Here is a 15,771-nt window from a genome sequence, read left to right as displayed (position 1 = left end):
CGACCGTTCAGCCCTTGCGCAGGTCGCGCCAGGGCGTGTTGCGGTCCACCTGCGGTTCGCGGGGCAGCCGCAGCACCCGGTCGGCGACGATCGTGCGCTGGACCTCCGAGGTGCCGGCCGCGATGGTCTTGCACCGCGCGAACAGGAACGACCTGCTCACGTCCCCGGAGTGGGCCATGTCCTCCGAGGTCTCGGGCCTGCGCATCGCGTAGCTGCCGTACTCGAGCCCCTCGGGGCCGGTCAGGGTCAGGCAGAACGAGTAGACCTGCTGGCTCAGCTCCGACCGCAGCAGCTTGAAGTACGACCATGCCGGGCTGACGATCCCCGGCTCCTCCGAGGCGATCGCGCGGGCCTCCGCCAGCCGCAGTGCCTCGGCGCGTGCCCACAGGCGCGTGTAGCGGTCCCGCAGTTCCGGACGTCCGGCGCCGAACCGCTTCCAGAGGTCGACCGCCTCCGCGATCTCGCCGCCGCCGCGGGGGAGCGGGGTCGAGAAGACGGCCCGTTCGTTCGCCAGCGCCGACACGACGGCGCTCCAGCCGCCCCCCTCCGTCCCGATGAGCGACTCCGCGGGGATCTCGACGTCCTCGAGGAAGACCTCGTTGAAGTCGGCGTCCCCGGTCATCTCGCGGATCGGTCTCGGCGTGATGCCCGCCGAGCTCATGTCCACCAGGAACATGCTCAGCCCGGCGTGTTTCGGCACGTCCGGGTTGGTGCGCGCGATCAGCAGACCCCACGTGGAGACGTGCGCCAGGGTCGTCCAGACCTTCTGGCCGTTGACCACGTAGCCGGTGTCCGTGCGCTGGGCGGTGGTCGCCAGGGCGGCCAGGTCGGATCCCGCACCGGGCTCGCTGAAGAGCTGGCAGCAGATCTCCTCGCCGGTGAACAGCGGACGGAGATGGCGCCGGCGCTGCTCCTCGGTCCCGTGGGAGACGAGCAGCGGGGCCGTGAGGCTCACGCCGATGCCGTTCGCCGTGGACGACTCCCGGATCCCCGCCGCCCGCAGCCGCGCGGTGACGAGCGCCCGCAGACCCCGACCGACGCCCATCCCGCCGAACCCCACGGGGAAGTCGACCCAGGCGAGACCGGCGTCGAACTGGCGGGCCCAGATCTCGCGCTTGTCCGCGGGGCGGGCGGCGACGTCGGCCAGGAACTCCGTGATCCGCTCGGAGACCGCCTGCTCGTCGGCCGCCGTGTCGTCCTCGGACCTGCTCTCCGTCGTGGTCATCGTGCCGCCTCCAGGATGTGGGTGTAGCAGACGGACCCCGCGCCGATGATGTGCGCCAGGCCGTGGCGGGGATCGGCGACCTGCCGCCCGCCGGCACGGCCGCGCAGCTGTTCGGTGAGCTCCCAGATCTGGGCGAGCCCCGTCGGACCCGCCGGATGCCCGCGGCCGATGAACCCGCCGTCGGTCGACACGGGGTGCTTGCCGGTGAGCTCGGTCGTCCCGTCGTGCACGAGCCGGTCGCCCTCACCGGGGCCGCAGAGCCCGATCTCCTCGTAGTACAGGAGCTCCTCGATCGCGTACGCGTCGTGGAAGGCGATGACGTTGAGCTCGTCGGGGCCGATGCCGGCCTCCTCGTAGGCGGCGTGTGCGCCGCGGCGCGCCATCTCCGGCGGTCCGACGATCGCCCCCTTGAACAGGTGACCGGGGTCGTAGCGTTCGGACACCGCCTGGGCGGCCACGACCCGGACCGCGTCCGACACCCCCAGCGACCGGACGACGTCGCCCGAGACGACGATCGCCGCGGCGGCCCCCCCGCCCTGCGGGGCCGCCATTCGCGCCGTGTGCGGGTAGGCCAGCATCCGGGAGGCGAGGACCTGCTCCACGGTGACCGGCTCGGGAGCCTGACGCTCCGCGAACGGGTTGTGCCGGGCGTTGTTCCAGTTCTTCGCCGCGATCTTCGCCAGCGTCTCGATGGTGGTCCCGCGTTCCGCCATCCGGCGGACGGCCCACATCGAGAAGAACGTCATCGGCCCGACGGCGCCGAGCAGGCCGCGGGACTCCGCACTCCTGTTGTTGAAGCCCACCCCGACGGCCTTCGGGTCGTCGAAGCCCAGGGCCATCGAGACCTCGACCCGGCCGCCCGCCACCGCGTGCACGGCCTCGAAGAAGGCGGCCGCCCCGGTCGCGGAGGCGTTCTCGATGCGGACCACCGGGATCCCGGTGAGGCCGAAGTCCTTGACGACGTCGACGCCGAAGGTGGGGGGCATCAGGGCCGAGCCCAGGTAGAGCGACTCGACGCGGTCGTACCCCAGGCCGGCGTCGGCGAGGGCCGCCCGTCCCGACGTGATCATCTTCTGGGCCAGGGTCTGGGGCGGGCCGCCGAAGCGGCTCATGCCGACCCCCAGCACGTACACGTCCCGGTTCATCCTCACGACGCGATCCCGGTGGTCTCGAAGGCCAGGATCGCACCCTGCTGGTCCGCCAGCTCGCGGAACGGCAGCGGGACCGCGCGGACCGGGGTGCCGACCGCGATCGCCTCACGATCGCCGATCAGCACGCCGATCACCCTGGGCCCGTCGGCGAGGTCGACGAGTCCGGCGGTGTACCCCTCGTCGGTCCCGTTGGGGGACACGAGGCCGGGCCAGGGCGCGTGGACGAAGGTCCAGGACCAGACCGTGCCCGTGGTGGCCAGGTCGACGTCGGTCACGGTCCCACCCGTCCTCGGGCAGCGCAGCCGCGGCGGCCAGAACCGGTCGCCGGTCTCGTCGCTCTGCGAGCCGGGGATGATGACCTCGCCCTCGGGTCCGAACGTGTACAGGGTGGGATCGACGGAGGCGAACGGCGCGGGTGCGGCGGTGTCCGCGGCCCCGGCCCCCTCGGTGTCGCCGGTGGTCATGCGGAGGCCTCCTGGAGGGCGTCGAACAGCTCGGCGCGGCTGCGCTCGGCTCCGCCGAGGAGCAGCTCGGTCGCCTTGGCGCGCTTGAGGTACATGTGTGCGGGGTGCTCCCAGGTGAATCCGATGCCGCCGTGCAGCTGGACCGTCTGTTCGGCGACCGTCGTGAAGGTGTCGATGACCATGCCGACCGCGGTGGCGACCGTGATGTCGGCATCGGTGGTGGCCAGTTCGGAGTCCGGGATCGCCGCGGCCGCCTCGGCGGCCTCCGACGCGATCTCCACCTCGGCGAGCAGGTCGGCGAGGCGGTGCCGGACGGCCTGGAAGGAGCCGATCAGCCGGCCGAACTGGACCCGGGTCTGGGCGTAGGCGACCGTGATCTCGAGTGCCGCGCGAGCCGCGCCGGCGCTCTCGCTGGTCAGCGCCGAGCGGGCCAGGTTGCGGACGGCGTGCACGAGGTCGGTGTCCGGGCCCTCGACCAGCGGGACGGCGGGCGCCGCGGCGAACCGGACGTGCGCGAGCGGGCGGGTCAGGTCGAGCACGCTCACCGGCTCCACGGAGACCGCGGGCCCGCGCTCGACCGCCGTCAGGACCGGACCCTCGGGACCGTGGCCGACCAGGACGAACAGGTCGGCGTCGATCCCCCCGATCACATAGGCGGCACGACCGTCGACGGTGGCGCCGGCGCCGGTGCCGGTCAGGCGGACGTCCTCCGCCGAGCCCGGGAGGACGAGCGCCGCCGAGAGCGTGCCCTCGGCGATCGCGGGCAGCCACCGGGCCGCGGTCGTGCTCCCGGCCGCGGCGGCGAGGCGCAGTGCCCCGCCGGCCAGTACGGCGCCGGGGACGAGGGGGCCGGGGTACAGGACCCGGCCGAGCTCCTCGAGGACGATCCCCTCCTCGACCCGGCCGAAGCCCTGGCCGTCGTACTCCTGGGGGACGGTGAGCGCGGGCAGGCCGACCTCGTCGGCGAGCCGTCGCCAGCCGGCCTCGTCCCAGGGCCGGTCGGCCTCCATCAGCTTCAGGGTGGTCTCGACGGGGGCGACCGCGAGCAACGCTCGGCGAACGGTGTCGCGCAGCTCCCTGCGATCCTGCTCGTCCGGGGCATGGCTGGACGTCTCTTGGGCGAGTGCCGACACTGGTGACTCCTCCTGGACGGGTTGCGTCGGTTATACGACCTGAGGGACTTTCGGTCAATGATCGTCTCTAATTAGCGAGCCCGGTGAGGTTCGCCCCCTGTGTCAGGGCCCACCGGTCCACCTCGACCGAGTCCGGCCTGATTGGTCGTTGACGGTTCGTTCGGGCCGTGCCAGAGTGCCGGTATTGCGGACAATCTTGGTCTGTAACTCGAAGGGGAGTGCGGGAATGTCGATCGACCTGGACGGCGACGTCGTCGTCGTGACCGGTGCCGCCGGGGGCCTCGGATCCGCCTACGTGCGGTCCCTGGCCTCGCGCGGAGCGCGCGTGGTCGTCAACGACACCGGTGGGGTGGTGGCGGGCGGTGGCGGCGACCCGGAACGCGCCGCCGACCTGGCGAAGCAGATCGTCGCCGAAGGCGGGACGGCGACGCCGGACAACCACGACGGTGCCACCGTCGAGGGGGCCGCGGCGATCATCGAGACCGCACTGCGGGAGTACGGCCGCGTCGACGCCGTGATCGCCAACGCCGGGATCCTGCGGGACCGGACGTTCGCGAAGGTCAGCGACGAGGACTTCTTCGCCGTGGTCGACGTGCACCTGGCCGGGACGGCGCGGGTCTTCCACGCGGCCTTCCCGCACATGAAGGCGCAGGGCTACGGCCGCCTCGTGGCGACCTCCTCGGCGGCCGGCCTGTTCGGCAACGTCGGGCAGTCCAGCTACGGGGCCGCCAAGATGGGCATCGTCGGCCTGACCCGGATCCTGGCGCTCGAGGGGCGCAAGGACGGGATCTGCGCCAACGTGATCGCGCCGATGGCCGTCACGCGGATGACGGAGCACCTGATGCCGGCGTCCATGCATTCCGCGGCCTCGCAGGAGATGGTCGCCCCGTTGGTCACCTACCTGGCCTCGCGGCAGAGCACCGTGTCCGGGAACATCTACAGCGTCGGCATGGGGCGGGTCGCGCGGGTGCAGGTCGGGGTGACCCGGGGCATGCGCACCACCGACATGACGCCCGAGTGGGTGGCGGACAACATCGAGGCGATCGACGGCGACGAGGGCTACGTCTTCCCGCAGCACATCGGCGAGGAGCTGAAGCTCACCTCATGAGTGCACCCGCCGCCACGACCGGGGCCGGCGCGCGCCTGCCGGTCGTCGACTACCTCGTCCTGGGCGAGGATCCGCACCTGCGGGCCCACGAGTGCGTGTCCTGCGCCGCCCGCTTCTTCGACCGGCGCGTCGCCTGCGCGAGCTGCGGCGCACGGGAGTTCACCGAGGTCCGGGTCCCGTCGCAGGGGACCGTGCGCTCCTTCACGATCGTCCACGTCGCGATGCCGGGTGTCCGGACGCCGTTCGTGTCCGCGATCGTCGACTGCGAGGGCACGAGCGTGCGCGCCACCCTCGTGAACGTGCCGCCGGACCCCGAGCACGTCCGGCTGGGCATGGCGGTCCGGCTCGTCACCTCCCCCATTGGCACGGACGAGAAGGGGACCGAGGCCGTGGGCTTCGGGTTCGAGCCCGCCCTCCGGCCGGAAAGCAGCAGGAAGCCGTGAGCGACGCAGTGTGGATCGTCGGCATCTCGATGACGCCGTTCGGGAAGCGCCCCGAGGACGAGGTGGACCTGGCGGCCGAGGCGGCGCTGGACGCGCTCGACGACGCCGGCCTGACCATGCGGGACGCCCAGGTCCTGGCGGCGGGCAACCTGATGCGGGCCGCCGAGGGGATCGGGCAGCGACTGCAGAAGCAGATCGGGCAGACCGGCATCCCGGTCTTCAACGTCGCGAACGCCTGCGCCACCGGGGCCACGGCGCTGCGGGTGGCCATGATGTCGATCAGGTCGGGCGAGTCGGACGTCGCGCTCGCGGTCGGGACGGAGAAGCTCTCCGGGGTCGGCCTGCTGGGTGGGCCTGCGGCCCCGGCGGCGTCGAACACGTGGACCCGCAGCGGCCGGTTCGGCGCGGTCGCGCCGCTCGAGGGGCTCGTCGGCACGGACACGATGCCGGGCGTCTTCGCCCAGGTGGGCATGGAGTACGCCCATGCCCACGAGGGTGCGACCTTCGAGCTCTTCGCGCGGATCTCGGAGAAGAACCACGCCCACTCCACGCTGAACCCGAAGGCCGCGTACCAGCGTCGGTTCACCCTCGAGCAGATCATGAACGACGTCATGATCGCGTACCCGAACACCCGTCCGATGTGCTCGGCGAACACCGACGGGGCGGCCGCGGCCGTCCTGGTGAGCGATGCCAAGCTGCGCACGCTCGACCCCACCCAGCAGCGCCGTGCGGTGAAGATCAGCGCGTCCGTCCTCACGAGCGACCCCTGGCAGGAGGCGTGCCAGGTGCTGCCCGACGTCAACACGCTGACGAGGCAGGCGGCCGACGCGGCCTACGCGCAGGCCGGCATCGGCCCGGAGGACCTGGACCTCGTCGAGCTGCACGACTGCTTCGCCACCGCCGAGCTCGTCCACTACGAGAACCTGCGGCTCTGCGATCCCGGTGGGGCCGTGGACCTGTTCGAGTCCGGCGCGACCTGGCGCGACGGGCGGCTGCCGGTCAACGTCAGCGGCGGCCTGGAGTCGAAGGGGCATCCGATCTCGGCGACCGGGATCGCGAACATCTACGAGATCGCGACGCACCTTCGGGAGGAGGCCGGTCCGCGTCAGATCGAGGGCGCCCGCGTCGGCCTCGCGCACGTCATCGGGCTGGGCAGCTCCTGCGGCGTGCACATCCTCGAGAAGCGGGCGGCCTGAGGGCATGGAGACCAGGAACCACATCGAGGACAAGGTCGTCCTCATCACCGGCGCGGGTGGTGGGTTCGGGCGGATCCTGGCGGAGATGACCGCGGCGAAGGGCGCCCGGGTGGTGGTGACCGACGTCGACGGTGACGCGGCGACCGCGGTCGCCGACGCGATCGGCGCGGCCGGTGGTGAGGCCGTCGGAGCCCGCGTCGACGTCGCGAAGCGGGCCGAGCTCGACGCCGTGGTGGCGCTCGCCGTCGAGCGGTGGGGCGGCGTCGACGTGCTCGTCAACAACGCCGGGATCATGCCGCTCGCGTTCTTCGCCGATCACGCGCTCGCCGCCGACGCCTGGGACCGGGCGATCGACATCAACCTCAAGGGCGTGGTCAACGGCATCTGCGCCGTCCACGACCAGATGATCGCGCAGGGCCGCGGGCACGTGGTGAACATCTCCTCGATCTACGGCAACGCCGGCACGGCCGGGGCGGGGGTCTACGCGGCGACGAAGGCCGCGGTGCGCGTGCTCAGCGACTCCCTGCGGGTGGAGTCGCAGGGCAAGATCAAGGTGACGGTCGTGCGACCGACGGGGGTGGCGGGGACCGGTCTCGGTGCCGGCGTCGTGAACCCGCGGGCGGTCGTCGGGATCCTCGGGCAGAACCTCGAGCGCTGGGGTGGGCGGATCCAGCGGCTCACCACCGGCGGCGCCCTCCCTCCGGAGGAGACCGACCCGGACGACATCCGCTACTGGGCGATCACGCCCGAGGATCTCGTCCGGCAGATCGTGTTCGTCATCGACCAGCCGTGGGGCGTCACCATCAACGACATCACCGTCCGCGCGAGCGGCGAGGACTTCGTCCTGTGACCTCGACCGGGGCATCCGGGTCCTCGTCGCGCTCGTAGGAGCAAGGGTTTCCGGCAACAGCGTGACCAGGAGGGTGGCATCGTGGCCGCTGAGCGCACCATCGACGTGGATGGCGTCGACCTGTTCGTCGTGGAGGAGGGCACCGGACCGCCGGTGATCCTCGCTCACGGGTTCCCGGAGCTCGGCTACTCGTGGCGGCACCAGATCCCCGCCCTCGCGGCGGCCGGCCACCACGTGATCGCACCCGACCAGCGCGGGTACGGGCGCTCGTCGCGTCCGGCGGCGATCGAGGACTACGACATCACCCACCTCACCGGCGACCTCGTCGGTCTGCTCGACGCGCTCGGCGAGGAGAAGGCCGTCTTCGTCGGCCACGACTGGGGAGCGACCGTGGTGTGGCAGCTCGCCCTCCTGCACCCGGAGCGCGTCGCCGGGGTGTGTGGGATGAGCGTGCCGTTCGTCCCGCGGACTGCCGAACCACCGACCCGGGTGTGGCGCAAGGCCTTCGGGGACAAGTTCTTCTACATGCTGTACTTCCAGGAGCCCGGGCCCGCGGACGCCGAGCTCGACCGGGACCCCGCCCGGACGATGCGCACGCTGCTCTGCGGCCCGCGGAAGGCCGGGGCGGAGACGGCGGTCTCCTGGGCGGACGACGGCCGCGGGTTCGTGGAACGGTTCCCGGACCCGACCGAGCTGCCGGACTGGCTGTCGCAGGAGGAGCTCGACCGGTACTCCTCGGAGTTCGGGCGGACGGGCTTCACCGGCGGGATCAACTGGTACCGCAACATGGACCGCAACTGGGAGCTCACCGCCCGGCTCGCCGAGGCCAAGGTCGAGGCCCCGAGCCTGTTCGTCTGCGGCGCAGACGATCCCGTCCTCTCCATCCGTCCGCCCGCCGCGCAGGAGGGGTGGCTCTCCGACCACCGCGGCTCCGTGCTGGTCGAGGGTGCGGGGCACTGGGTGCAGCAGGAGAAGCCGGACGAGGTCAACGCCGCGCTGCTCGGCTTCCTGGCGACGATCACCTGGGGGCACGGATGACCGCGCCACCGACGGCGAAACGCAAGGAGCTCGTCGACGGGGCGGGGGAGGCGATCGTGAGGTCCGTCGGGTCCCACGCCGCCGAGGGCGCGCTCGCCGGGTCGGCCACGGGGCGGGCCGTCTGATGCGGGCGGCGGTCCTGCGGAAGGGCGAGATCCTCGTCCGCGACGACCTCCCGGAGCCCGTCCCGGGTCCCGGACAGGTCCTGGCGCAGGTCAAGGCCTGCGGGATCTGCGGGTCGGACCTGCACTTCGCGAAGCACGGCGCCCGGATGCAGGCCCTCGGCGCGCAGATGGAGGGGCTGCCGCCCGGCGGGAGCCCACCGGTCGACCTGGACCGGGACGTCTTCATGGGACACGAGTTCGCCGCGGAGGTGCTCGAGCTCGGTCCGGGCACGGACACGTCGATCGCGCCCGGTGCGCTGGTCACCTCCGTGCCGATCCTGCCCGGCGCCGACGGCTTCGACCGGCTCGTCTACTCGAACACCGTGATGTGCGGCTACGGCGAGCGGATCCTGCTCGCCGCGCCGCTGCTGCTCGAGGTGCCGAACGGCCTGCCGGCCCAGCACGCCGCCCTGACCGAGCCGATGGCCGTCGGCCTGCACGCGGTGAACATGGCGGGTCTCGAACCGGGCGACGGTGCCGTCGTCCTGGGGTGCGGGCCCGTCGGGCTCGCGGTGATCGCGGCGCTGAGGGTGCGGGGCGTCGAGACGATCGTCGCGGCGGACCTCTCGCCCTTGCGGCGCCGGCTCGCCGCGACGATGGGCGCCGCGATCACCGTGGACCCCCGGGAGGAGTCGAGCTGGGCCGCGTGGGCCGGCACCGGGTCGCCCCGGCCGCCGGTGGTGTTCGAGGCGATCGGTGTCCCGGGGATCCTCAACGACATCCTGCGCCGCGCGCCGATGCGCTCGCGGGTCGTCGTCGTCGGGGTCTGCATGGGCGACGACGTGGTGAACCCGCTCTTCGGCGTCAGCAAGGAGCTGAGCATCCGGTTCGTCGTCGGCTACGAGCCCGCCGAGTTCGCGGCGTCGCTGCGCTCGCTCGCCGAGGGCGAGATCGATGTGGCACCGCTGGTCACCGACCGCGTGGGTCTGGACCAGGTCCCGTGGGCGTTCGGTGCCCTGGGGGACCCCGAGGGCCACTGCAAGATCATCGTGGACCCGGCGACCTGACGGTGCTTTTCACCCCGGTCCGTCCCGGTGGCGGGAATAGGCAGGGCAACGGACCGGGGCGCGCCCGTTCGTTGCTCCTGACAATGATTCGGTCCGGTGCCCGACCGAACTGTGCGGCAGACGGTGTTCCGAGCGCTTTACCTGAGTTACCGTGAGGTCGGCATCCGCGCGGGTGGGGGCTCACGAGGGTGCGGCCATTCGGCCCCGAACCTGGTGTTCCGCCGAGTGTCCTGCACCGTCAGCGTGCGTGATGTCGTCGAGTGACGTACGTCAGAGCGTCAGATGACGTACCGAAAATGCTCGCTCACGACATTTTTCCGAGCGCCTTGACCGGGCTATTTCCGGGCACCTACGGTATCGGCGACACGCGGCCCGATAGCCCGGTGAAGATCGTGCGACGAAGGTGAGTCCGTAGCCGTTCGATTCGCTGCGATTGGGCAAGCGACATCCCTGTCTCAATGGAGAGAAGTAGACACATGTCAGGACCCTTACGACGTCGCGCCCGCTGGTTGGTCCCCGCGCTGCTGGTGGCGGCGATGACGGCCGCCTGTGGTGGCGGTGGCTCGGCCGGGACGGCGACGGCGGTCGACTCCGTCACCCTCGTCTCGGCCTTCGACTCCGCGACCGGCGGTTGGGACCCGGGTAGGACCCCGGCCATCGCCCAGAACGACGGCAACATCATGACCGCCCTCTACGGCAACCTCGTGTACCGGGACATCGACAGCGGCAAGGTCGTCCCCTGGCTCGCGAAGTCGCTCACCCCGGACGCGGCCGGCACCAACTGGACGCTCACGCTGCGGCCGGACCTCAAGTTCTCCGACGGCACCGTGTTCGACGCCGCCGCGGTGAAGGCCAACTTCGACCGGCACACCGACAAGGCGCAGGGCTCCTACCAGTACCCGAGCGTCGTGGGGGTGACGACGCAGGTCAAGGACCCGACCACCCTCGTCATCACGCTGCCCACGCCGAACCTCAACTTCGACCAGATCATGTCCGGACCGCTCGGCCAGATCTACTCGCCCACGGCCTACGCCAAGGACCCCAAGGGCTACGCCGTGGCGCCGGTCGGCGCCGGGCCGTACGTGCTCGAGTCGTGGGCCCGGGACTCCCGGGTCGTGCTGAAGAAGAGCCCGACCTACGTCGACGCCGCGTCGGTCAAGGTCGCGACCCTGACGGTCAACGTCCTGCCCGACCTGAACCAGGCCCTCAACACGGTCCGCTCGGGCCAGGCCGACATCATGGTCCAGACCTCGCCGAAGTTCGCGGACGACGCGAAGTCCTCCGGGCTCGCGGTCTCCGAGTACCCGCTGAGCGGCATCCGGGGCTGGATGATGAACCTGCGGTCCCCGGCGTTCAGCGACGTCCGGGCCCGCCAGGCCGTCGCCTACGCGGTCAACCTCGACGAGCTCACCGCGGTGATCGCGCCGTCGGAGAAGACGGCACCCAAGTCCCTGTTCGCGGCCAACTCGCCGTTCTTCACCGACGTGCGGCCGGCCACCGACGACAAGGCGAAGGCGCAGCAGCTGTTCGACACGCTCGCCGCCGAGGGCAAGCCGGTCAACTTCACGATCATGTCGACGCAGAGCGGCTCCGCCGAGGGCGCCGTGGCCGAGGCGATCCAGGCCCGGCTCTCGCAGTTCAAGAACGTCACGGTCGCCGTGCGGCCGGTGACCACCGCGGCGTACACCGACGCCGTCAACAACACCCACAGCTGGGACATGACCAGCTTCCAGCTCAGCTACCCGGACCCCGAGCCGCAGTTCTACTCGATGCTCCACACCGGGACCCGGCAGAACAAGTTCGGGTACAGCAGCCCCGAGATGGACGCCGCGCTCGACGCCGGACGGCAGACCGCGGACCCGGCGAAGCGCGCGCAGGCGTACGCCACGGCACAGCAGCTGGCCGCGCGTGAGGTGATCATGCTCGGGACCAACTCGGCGGCCCAGCGCTACGCGCACAGCAAGCGGCTCGGCACGAAGCTGCCGGCCGAGAACGACGGTGTGATCAGGTTCGACCTGATCGGCACGCAACCGGCGGCCTGAGCATGAGCGTGGCTGCGACCGGGGACGCGCCCGGCACGGCGGACACCGGGCCGGACGCGGTGCTCCGCGTCGAGAACCTGACCTGCACCATCGACACCCCGGTGGGGACCGCGCGGATCCTGCGCGGGATCGACCTGGAGCTCGCGCCGGGGGAGTCCCTCGGGCTCGTCGGCGAGTCGGGTTCCGGGAAGACGATGCTGGTCAAGTGCCTGATGGGGCTCGCTCCGGCCGCGGCCACGGTCTCCGGGCGCGCGGTCCTCGGCGGCCGGGACCTGCTGTCCCTGCCGCCGGGTGACCGCCGCCGGGTGCTCGGCAAGGACATCGCGATGGTCTTCCAGGACCCGATGAGCTCGCTCAATCCCGTCGTGCGGATCGGGCGCCAGCTCACCGAGGGCATGCGGTTCCACCTGAAGATCTCCAAGGCCGAGGCGTACGCCCGGGCCGAGGAGCTGCTCGCGGTCGCCGGGATCCCGGACCCGAAGGCGCGCCTGCGGATGTACCCGCACGAGCTCTCCGGGGGCATGCGGCAGCGCGTGATGATCGCGATCGCGCTGTCCTGCGATCCGGCCGTCCTCATCGCCGACGAGGCGACGACGGCGCTCGACGTCACGGTGCAGAAGCAGATCCTCGACCTCCTGCAGGAGCTGCAGCGGGAGCGGGGCATGTCGCTGATCCTGGTCAGCCACGACCTCGGGGTCGTGGCCGGCCGGACGGACCGGGTGGCGGTGATGTACGCCGGGGGCGTCGTCGAGGTGGCCGCGACGCGGGACCTGTTCCGGCGCAGCCGGCACCGCTACTCCCGCGCGCTGCTCGGCGCGATCCCGGTGATGGGCGGGCTGGGCCGCAGGCTCACCACCATCCCGGGCCGGATGCCCAGCGCCACCAGCCCGCAGCCGGGGTGCGGGTTCGCCCCCCGGTGCGGATCGGCCGTCGACCGGTGCCGGGCGGAGCCCCCGCCGCCGGTGCTGGAGGCGGACGGCCACGAGTACCGCTGCGTGGTCCCCGCGCCACTCGGCGCGACCGGAGCCACGACGGGAGGGTCGTCATGACCACCGCGAACACCGCGGACACGGCGGAGGGATCGGATGCATCGGAGGCAGCGGACACCGTGACGACCGTCCCCGTCCTGGAGGTCGAGGACGTCCGGGTGGACTACGGCACCCGCGGGTCCCGGTTCACCGCGGTCAGCGGCGTGAGCTTCGCGCTCCACGCCGGCGAGACCCTCGGCGTCGTCGGGGAGTCCGGGTGCGGGAAGTCCTCGCTCGGCCGGGCGGTGCTGCAGCTGACCCCGCCGACCTCGGGTTCGGTCCGGCTCGGCGGCCGTGAGCTCACCGGCCTCGGCCGGCGCGGCATGCGCCCGGTCCGCCGCCGGATGCAGGTCGTCCTGCAGGACCCCGTGTCCTCGCTGAACCCGCGGCGCCGGATCATCGACATCGTCGGGGAGGGCCTCGTGGTGGGGGGCGCCTCGAAGGGCGAGGCCCGCAGGCGCGCCGCCGAGGTGCTCCGCGAGGTCGGGATGGATCCGGACGCGGTCGGCCACCGGCACCCGCACGAGTTCTCCGGCGGCCAGTGCCAGCGCGTCGCCATCGCGCGCGCGATGGCGATGCGCCCGCAGGTGCTCGTCTGCGACGAGCCGGTGGCGTCGCTCGACGTCTCCGTGCAGGCCCAGGTGCTCAACCTGCTCGCCGACATGAAGGCGGAGCACCACCTCGCCATGCTCTTCATCTCGCACGACCTGTCCGTGGTGACCACCATCTGCGACCGGGTCGCCGTGATGTACCTCGGCACGGTCGTGGAGATCGGCCCGACGGAGGAGATCCACCGCCGGCCGGCCCACCCCTACACGCGGATCCTGCTGGACTCGGTGCCCGTGCCGGACCCGGAGACCGTCGACGACCGGCCGGGCATCCAGGGCGAGCTGCCCTCGCCCGGCAACCCGCCCAGCGGCTGCCGCTTCCGGACCCGGTGCCCACGGGCCCAACAGCTCTGCGCCGACGTCGTGCCCCCGCTGGCGGCGCCCGCCGGGCGCACCGCGGTGGCCTGTCACTTCCCGCTCGAGCCGGGGGAGACGCTCGGATGAAACGCTTCCTGACCCGCCGCGTCCCGCACGTGCTCGCGGTGCTCGTCATCGTCACCTTCGCCACGTCCGCGTTGATCGACCTGCTGCCGGGGTCGGCCGCGTCGGCGGTGCTGGGCGAGAACGCCACCGCGGCGCAGATCGCCGAGTTCAACGCGCGCTTCGGCCTGGACGCGCCGCTCATCCCGCGCTACCTGGCGTGGATCGGGCACGCGCTGCAGGGCGATCTCGGGCTCTCGATCCGCCTGGGCACCCCGGTGAGCGGGCTCGTGGCCGAACGGATCCCCGTCACGGGGGAGATCGCGCTGCTGGCGATCCTGGTCACCGTCATCGTGGCGGTGCCGCTGGCCGCGCGGGCGGCCGACCGCGAGTCCGGGATCGTCGACCGGATCGCGAACGGGCTGAGCTCCGCGCTGGTCGCGGTGCCGGCCTTCGTCATGGCGGTCCTGCTGGTCTACGTGCTCTCCCTGGAGCTGGGCCTGTTGCCGGTCGCCGGCTGGTCGCCGCTCGACGCCGGGCTCGGCGAGAACCTGCGTTTCCTGATCATGCCGGTGCTCACCCTCGCCCTGGTCGAGATCCCCGTGATGTACCGGGTCCTGCGCGCGGACCTGCTGACCAACCTGCGGGAGGACTTCGTCCTCGCCGCACGGGCCCGGGGCATGTCGCGCAGCTACGTGATGCTGCGCCACGTCCTGCGCCCGTCGTCGTTCTCCCTGATCACGATGATCGGCCTGACGGTCGGGCGGCTGCTGGGCGGCACGGTGATCGTGGAGCAGATCTACGGCCTGCCCGGGCTGGGCAGCCTCGTCATCTCCTCGATCAGCAGCAAGGACATCACCGTCGTCCAGGGCGTGGTGGTCGTCGTCGCCGTGATCTACGTGTTCCTCAACCTGGTGGTCGATCTCTGCTACACGCTGCTCGACCCGCGAGTGAAGGTGGCCCGGTGAGCGAGCTCGCGAGCGAACCGTCAACACAGGCGGTCGGGCTGGTCCCGACCGAACCGCAGGAGCAGGTGGAGGCGGCCGGGACGGCGCCGCGGCGCCGCGGATGGGGCCCGATCTTCTGGGTGTGCGTGGCGTGGCTCGCCGTGGTCATCGTGCTCGCCCTGTTCGGCGGTGCCCTCGGCCTGGCGGACTACGGGGCCAAGGTCGGGCCGCCCCGCGCCGCGCCGTCGACGGACAGCCTGTCGACGCTGCTGGGCACGGACAGCGTCGGGCGCAGCGTGCTCTCCCGGATCGCCGCCGGCGGGCGGGTCTCCCTGGTCGTCGGTCTGGTGGCCACGGCCATCGGGCTCACCATCGGGGTGCTGCTCGGGATGCTCGCCGCGTACTTCCGGGGCTGGGTCGAGGCCGTGATCGCGGTGCTCACGGACAGCGTCCTGGCCTTCCCTCCCCTGATCCTGCTGCTGGCGGTGGCGGCGGTCGTGAAGCCGAGCCTCACGACCCTCATCCTGAGCCTGGGTGGCCTGGTGATACCGGGTTTCGTCCGGCTCATGAAGGCCAACGCGCTGCAGGTGCTGGGCCGCGAGTACATCACCGCCGCCCACGCGATCGGGGCGTCCACCGGCCGGGTGCTGTTCCGGGACGTCCTGCCGAACGCGTTCTTCCCGCTGCTGTCCTACAGCCTGCTCGTCGTGGCCACGATGATGGTGGCCGAGGGCTCGCTGAGCTTCCTGGGGCTGGGCATCCCGCCGCCCTACCCCAGCTGGGGCGGCATGGTCTCGGCGGGCCGCGGTGACATCGCCGACGCACCGCTGACCGTGCTGGCGCCGGCCGTCGTCCTGTTCCTCACCGTGTTCTCGCTGAACACGCTCGGGGACAGGCTGCGGAAGCGGTTCGCGCTGCGGTGAGCGGGCCCGGTGCCGGCAGGCGCG

Annotated in this window: 16 protein-coding genes; 12 read left to right on the top strand and 4 right to left on the bottom strand. The window is 72.0% G+C overall.

Translation table 11 applies throughout. From position 1 onward, the window contains the following. Positions 1-7 precede the first annotated feature (7 nt). From ABD324_RS00790 to ABD324_RS00775, 4 genes are read right to left on the bottom strand one after another with little or no spacing between them, the layout of a single operon-like run. Positions 8-1,225 (bottom strand): acyl-CoA dehydrogenase family protein, encoded by a 1,218-nt coding sequence (locus tag ABD324_RS00790; RefSeq protein ID WP_344411531.1) that lies wholly within the window; start codon positions 1,223-1,225, stop codon positions 8-10. Beyond that, the gene (locus tag ABD324_RS00785) at positions 1,222-2,370 is read right to left on the bottom strand and encodes a thiolase family protein (RefSeq protein WP_344411530.1); all 1,149 of its coding nucleotides are present in this window, start codon (positions 2,368-2,370) and stop codon (positions 1,222-1,224) included. The genes ABD324_RS00790 and ABD324_RS00785 overlap by 4 nt, the downstream gene beginning before the upstream one ends. Positions 2,371-2,372: 2 nt before the next feature. Then, positions 2,373-2,840 (bottom strand): Zn-ribbon domain-containing OB-fold protein, encoded by a 468-nt coding sequence (locus tag ABD324_RS00780; RefSeq protein ID WP_344411529.1) that lies wholly within the window; start codon positions 2,838-2,840, stop codon positions 2,373-2,375. Next, positions 2,837-3,973, bottom strand: a complete 1,137-nt coding sequence (locus ABD324_RS00775) for an acyl-CoA dehydrogenase family protein (protein WP_344411528.1) — start codon at positions 3,971-3,973, stop codon at positions 2,837-2,839. The genes ABD324_RS00780 and ABD324_RS00775 overlap by 4 nt, the downstream gene beginning before the upstream one ends. Before the next feature lie 226 nt (positions 3,974-4,199). Here ABD324_RS00775 and ABD324_RS00770 point away from each other — a divergent pair, with 226 nt between their 5' ends. The 12 genes from ABD324_RS00770 (at position 4,200) to ABD324_RS00715 (ending at position 15,747) form a co-directional block, all read left to right on the top strand. Then, positions 4,200-5,081: an SDR family NAD(P)-dependent oxidoreductase gene (locus tag ABD324_RS00770; RefSeq protein WP_344411527.1), complete on the top strand. Its 882-nt coding sequence runs from the start codon at positions 4,200-4,202 to the stop codon at positions 5,079-5,081. Further along, complete coding sequence (locus ABD324_RS00765) at positions 5,078-5,524, top strand: Zn-ribbon domain-containing OB-fold protein (RefSeq protein ID WP_344411526.1); 447 nt, start codon at positions 5,078-5,080, stop codon at positions 5,522-5,524. The genes ABD324_RS00770 and ABD324_RS00765 overlap by 4 nt, the downstream gene beginning before the upstream one ends. After that, complete coding sequence (locus tag ABD324_RS00760) at positions 5,521-6,720, top strand: thiolase family protein (protein WP_344411525.1); 1,200 nt, start codon at positions 5,521-5,523, stop codon at positions 6,718-6,720. The genes ABD324_RS00765 and ABD324_RS00760 overlap by 4 nt, the downstream gene beginning before the upstream one ends. Before the next feature lie 4 nt (positions 6,721-6,724). Continuing rightward, positions 6,725-7,570 carry an SDR family oxidoreductase gene (locus tag ABD324_RS00755; protein ID WP_344411524.1) on the top strand — a complete coding sequence of 282 codons (846 nt, stop codon included), beginning with the start codon at positions 6,725-6,727 and terminating at the stop codon, positions 7,568-7,570. Positions 7,571-7,651: 81 nt separating this feature from the next. After that, the gene (locus ABD324_RS00750; RefSeq protein WP_344411523.1) at positions 7,652-8,608 is read left to right on the top strand and encodes an alpha/beta fold hydrolase; all 957 of its coding nucleotides are present in this window, start codon (positions 7,652-7,654) and stop codon (positions 8,606-8,608) included. Continuing rightward, positions 8,605-8,733 (top strand): hypothetical protein, encoded by a 129-nt coding sequence (locus ABD324_RS00745; RefSeq protein WP_344411522.1) that lies wholly within the window; start codon positions 8,605-8,607, stop codon positions 8,731-8,733. Before ABD324_RS00750 ends, ABD324_RS00745 begins: the two co-directional genes overlap by 4 nt. Continuing rightward, entirely contained in the window at positions 8,733-9,779 is a 1,047-nt protein-coding gene (locus ABD324_RS00740; RefSeq protein WP_344411521.1) for a zinc-binding dehydrogenase, read from the top strand. Before ABD324_RS00745 ends, ABD324_RS00740 begins: the two co-directional genes overlap by 1 nt. A gap of 476 nt (positions 9,780-10,255) precedes the next feature. After that, complete coding sequence (locus tag ABD324_RS00735; RefSeq protein ID WP_344411520.1) at positions 10,256-11,821, top strand: ABC transporter substrate-binding protein; 1,566 nt, start codon at positions 10,256-10,258, stop codon at positions 11,819-11,821. Between the two features lie 2 nt (positions 11,822-11,823). Beyond that, entirely contained in the window at positions 11,824-12,870 is a 1,047-nt protein-coding gene (locus ABD324_RS00730) for an ABC transporter ATP-binding protein (RefSeq protein ID WP_344411519.1), read from the top strand. Further along, positions 12,867-13,901, top strand: coding sequence for an ABC transporter ATP-binding protein (locus ABD324_RS00725; RefSeq protein WP_344411518.1), 1,035 nt, complete (start codon positions 12,867-12,869; stop codon positions 13,899-13,901). Before ABD324_RS00730 ends, ABD324_RS00725 begins: the two co-directional genes overlap by 4 nt. Beyond that, on the top strand, positions 13,898-14,845 hold the full coding sequence (locus ABD324_RS00720) for an ABC transporter permease (RefSeq protein WP_344411517.1): 948 nt from the start codon (positions 13,898-13,900) through the stop codon (positions 14,843-14,845). Before ABD324_RS00725 ends, ABD324_RS00720 begins: the two co-directional genes overlap by 4 nt. Beyond that, on the top strand, positions 14,842-15,747 hold the full coding sequence (locus tag ABD324_RS00715) for an ABC transporter permease (RefSeq protein WP_344411516.1): 906 nt from the start codon (positions 14,842-14,844) through the stop codon (positions 15,745-15,747). The genes ABD324_RS00720 and ABD324_RS00715 overlap by 4 nt, the downstream gene beginning before the upstream one ends. The last annotated feature ends 24 nt before the right edge of the window (positions 15,748-15,771 follow it).

It is taken from the genome of Pseudonocardia ailaonensis (genome assembly GCF_039531635.1).
GTDB classification, from domain to species: domain Bacteria; phylum Actinomycetota; class Actinomycetes; order Mycobacteriales; family Pseudonocardiaceae; genus Pseudonocardia; species Pseudonocardia ailaonensis.
The sequence above is the reverse complement of the archived record's forward strand: the minus strand, read 5'-3'. Positions and strand labels throughout refer to the sequence as shown.

Excerpts from the sequence above, each read along its gene's own strand:
- ABD324_RS00740 (WP_344411521.1), top strand. The coding sequence starts at position 8,733 with ATGCGGGCGGCGGTCCTGCGGAAGGGCGAGATCCTCGTCCGCGACGAC.
- ABD324_RS00745 (WP_344411522.1), top strand. The coding sequence starts at position 8,605 with ATGACCGCGCCACCGACGGCGAAACGCAAGGAGCTCGTCGACGGGGCG.
- ABD324_RS00765 (WP_344411526.1), top strand. The coding sequence starts at position 5,078 with ATGAGTGCACCCGCCGCCACGACCGGGGCCGGCGCGCGCCTGCCGGTC.
- ABD324_RS00720 (WP_344411517.1), top strand. The coding sequence starts at position 13,898 with ATGAAACGCTTCCTGACCCGCCGCGTCCCGCACGTGCTCGCGGTGCTC.
- ABD324_RS00735 (WP_344411520.1), top strand. The coding sequence starts at position 10,256 with ATGTCAGGACCCTTACGACGTCGCGCCCGCTGGTTGGTCCCCGCGCTG.
- ABD324_RS00730 (WP_344411519.1), top strand. The coding sequence starts at position 11,824 with ATGAGCGTGGCTGCGACCGGGGACGCGCCCGGCACGGCGGACACCGGG.
- ABD324_RS00790 (WP_344411531.1), bottom strand. The coding sequence starts at position 1,225 with ATGACCACGACGGAGAGCAGGTCCGAGGACGACACGGCGGCCGACGAG.
- ABD324_RS00780 (WP_344411529.1), bottom strand. The coding sequence starts at position 2,840 with ATGACCACCGGCGACACCGAGGGGGCCGGGGCCGCGGACACCGCCGCA.
- ABD324_RS00725 (WP_344411518.1), top strand. The coding sequence starts at position 12,867 with ATGACCACCGCGAACACCGCGGACACGGCGGAGGGATCGGATGCATCG.
- ABD324_RS00785 (WP_344411530.1), bottom strand. The coding sequence starts at position 2,370 with ATGAACCGGGACGTGTACGTGCTGGGGGTCGGCATGAGCCGCTTCGGC.
- ABD324_RS00755 (WP_344411524.1), top strand. The coding sequence starts at position 6,725 with ATGGAGACCAGGAACCACATCGAGGACAAGGTCGTCCTCATCACCGGC.
- ABD324_RS00770 (WP_344411527.1), top strand. The coding sequence starts at position 4,200 with ATGTCGATCGACCTGGACGGCGACGTCGTCGTCGTGACCGGTGCCGCC.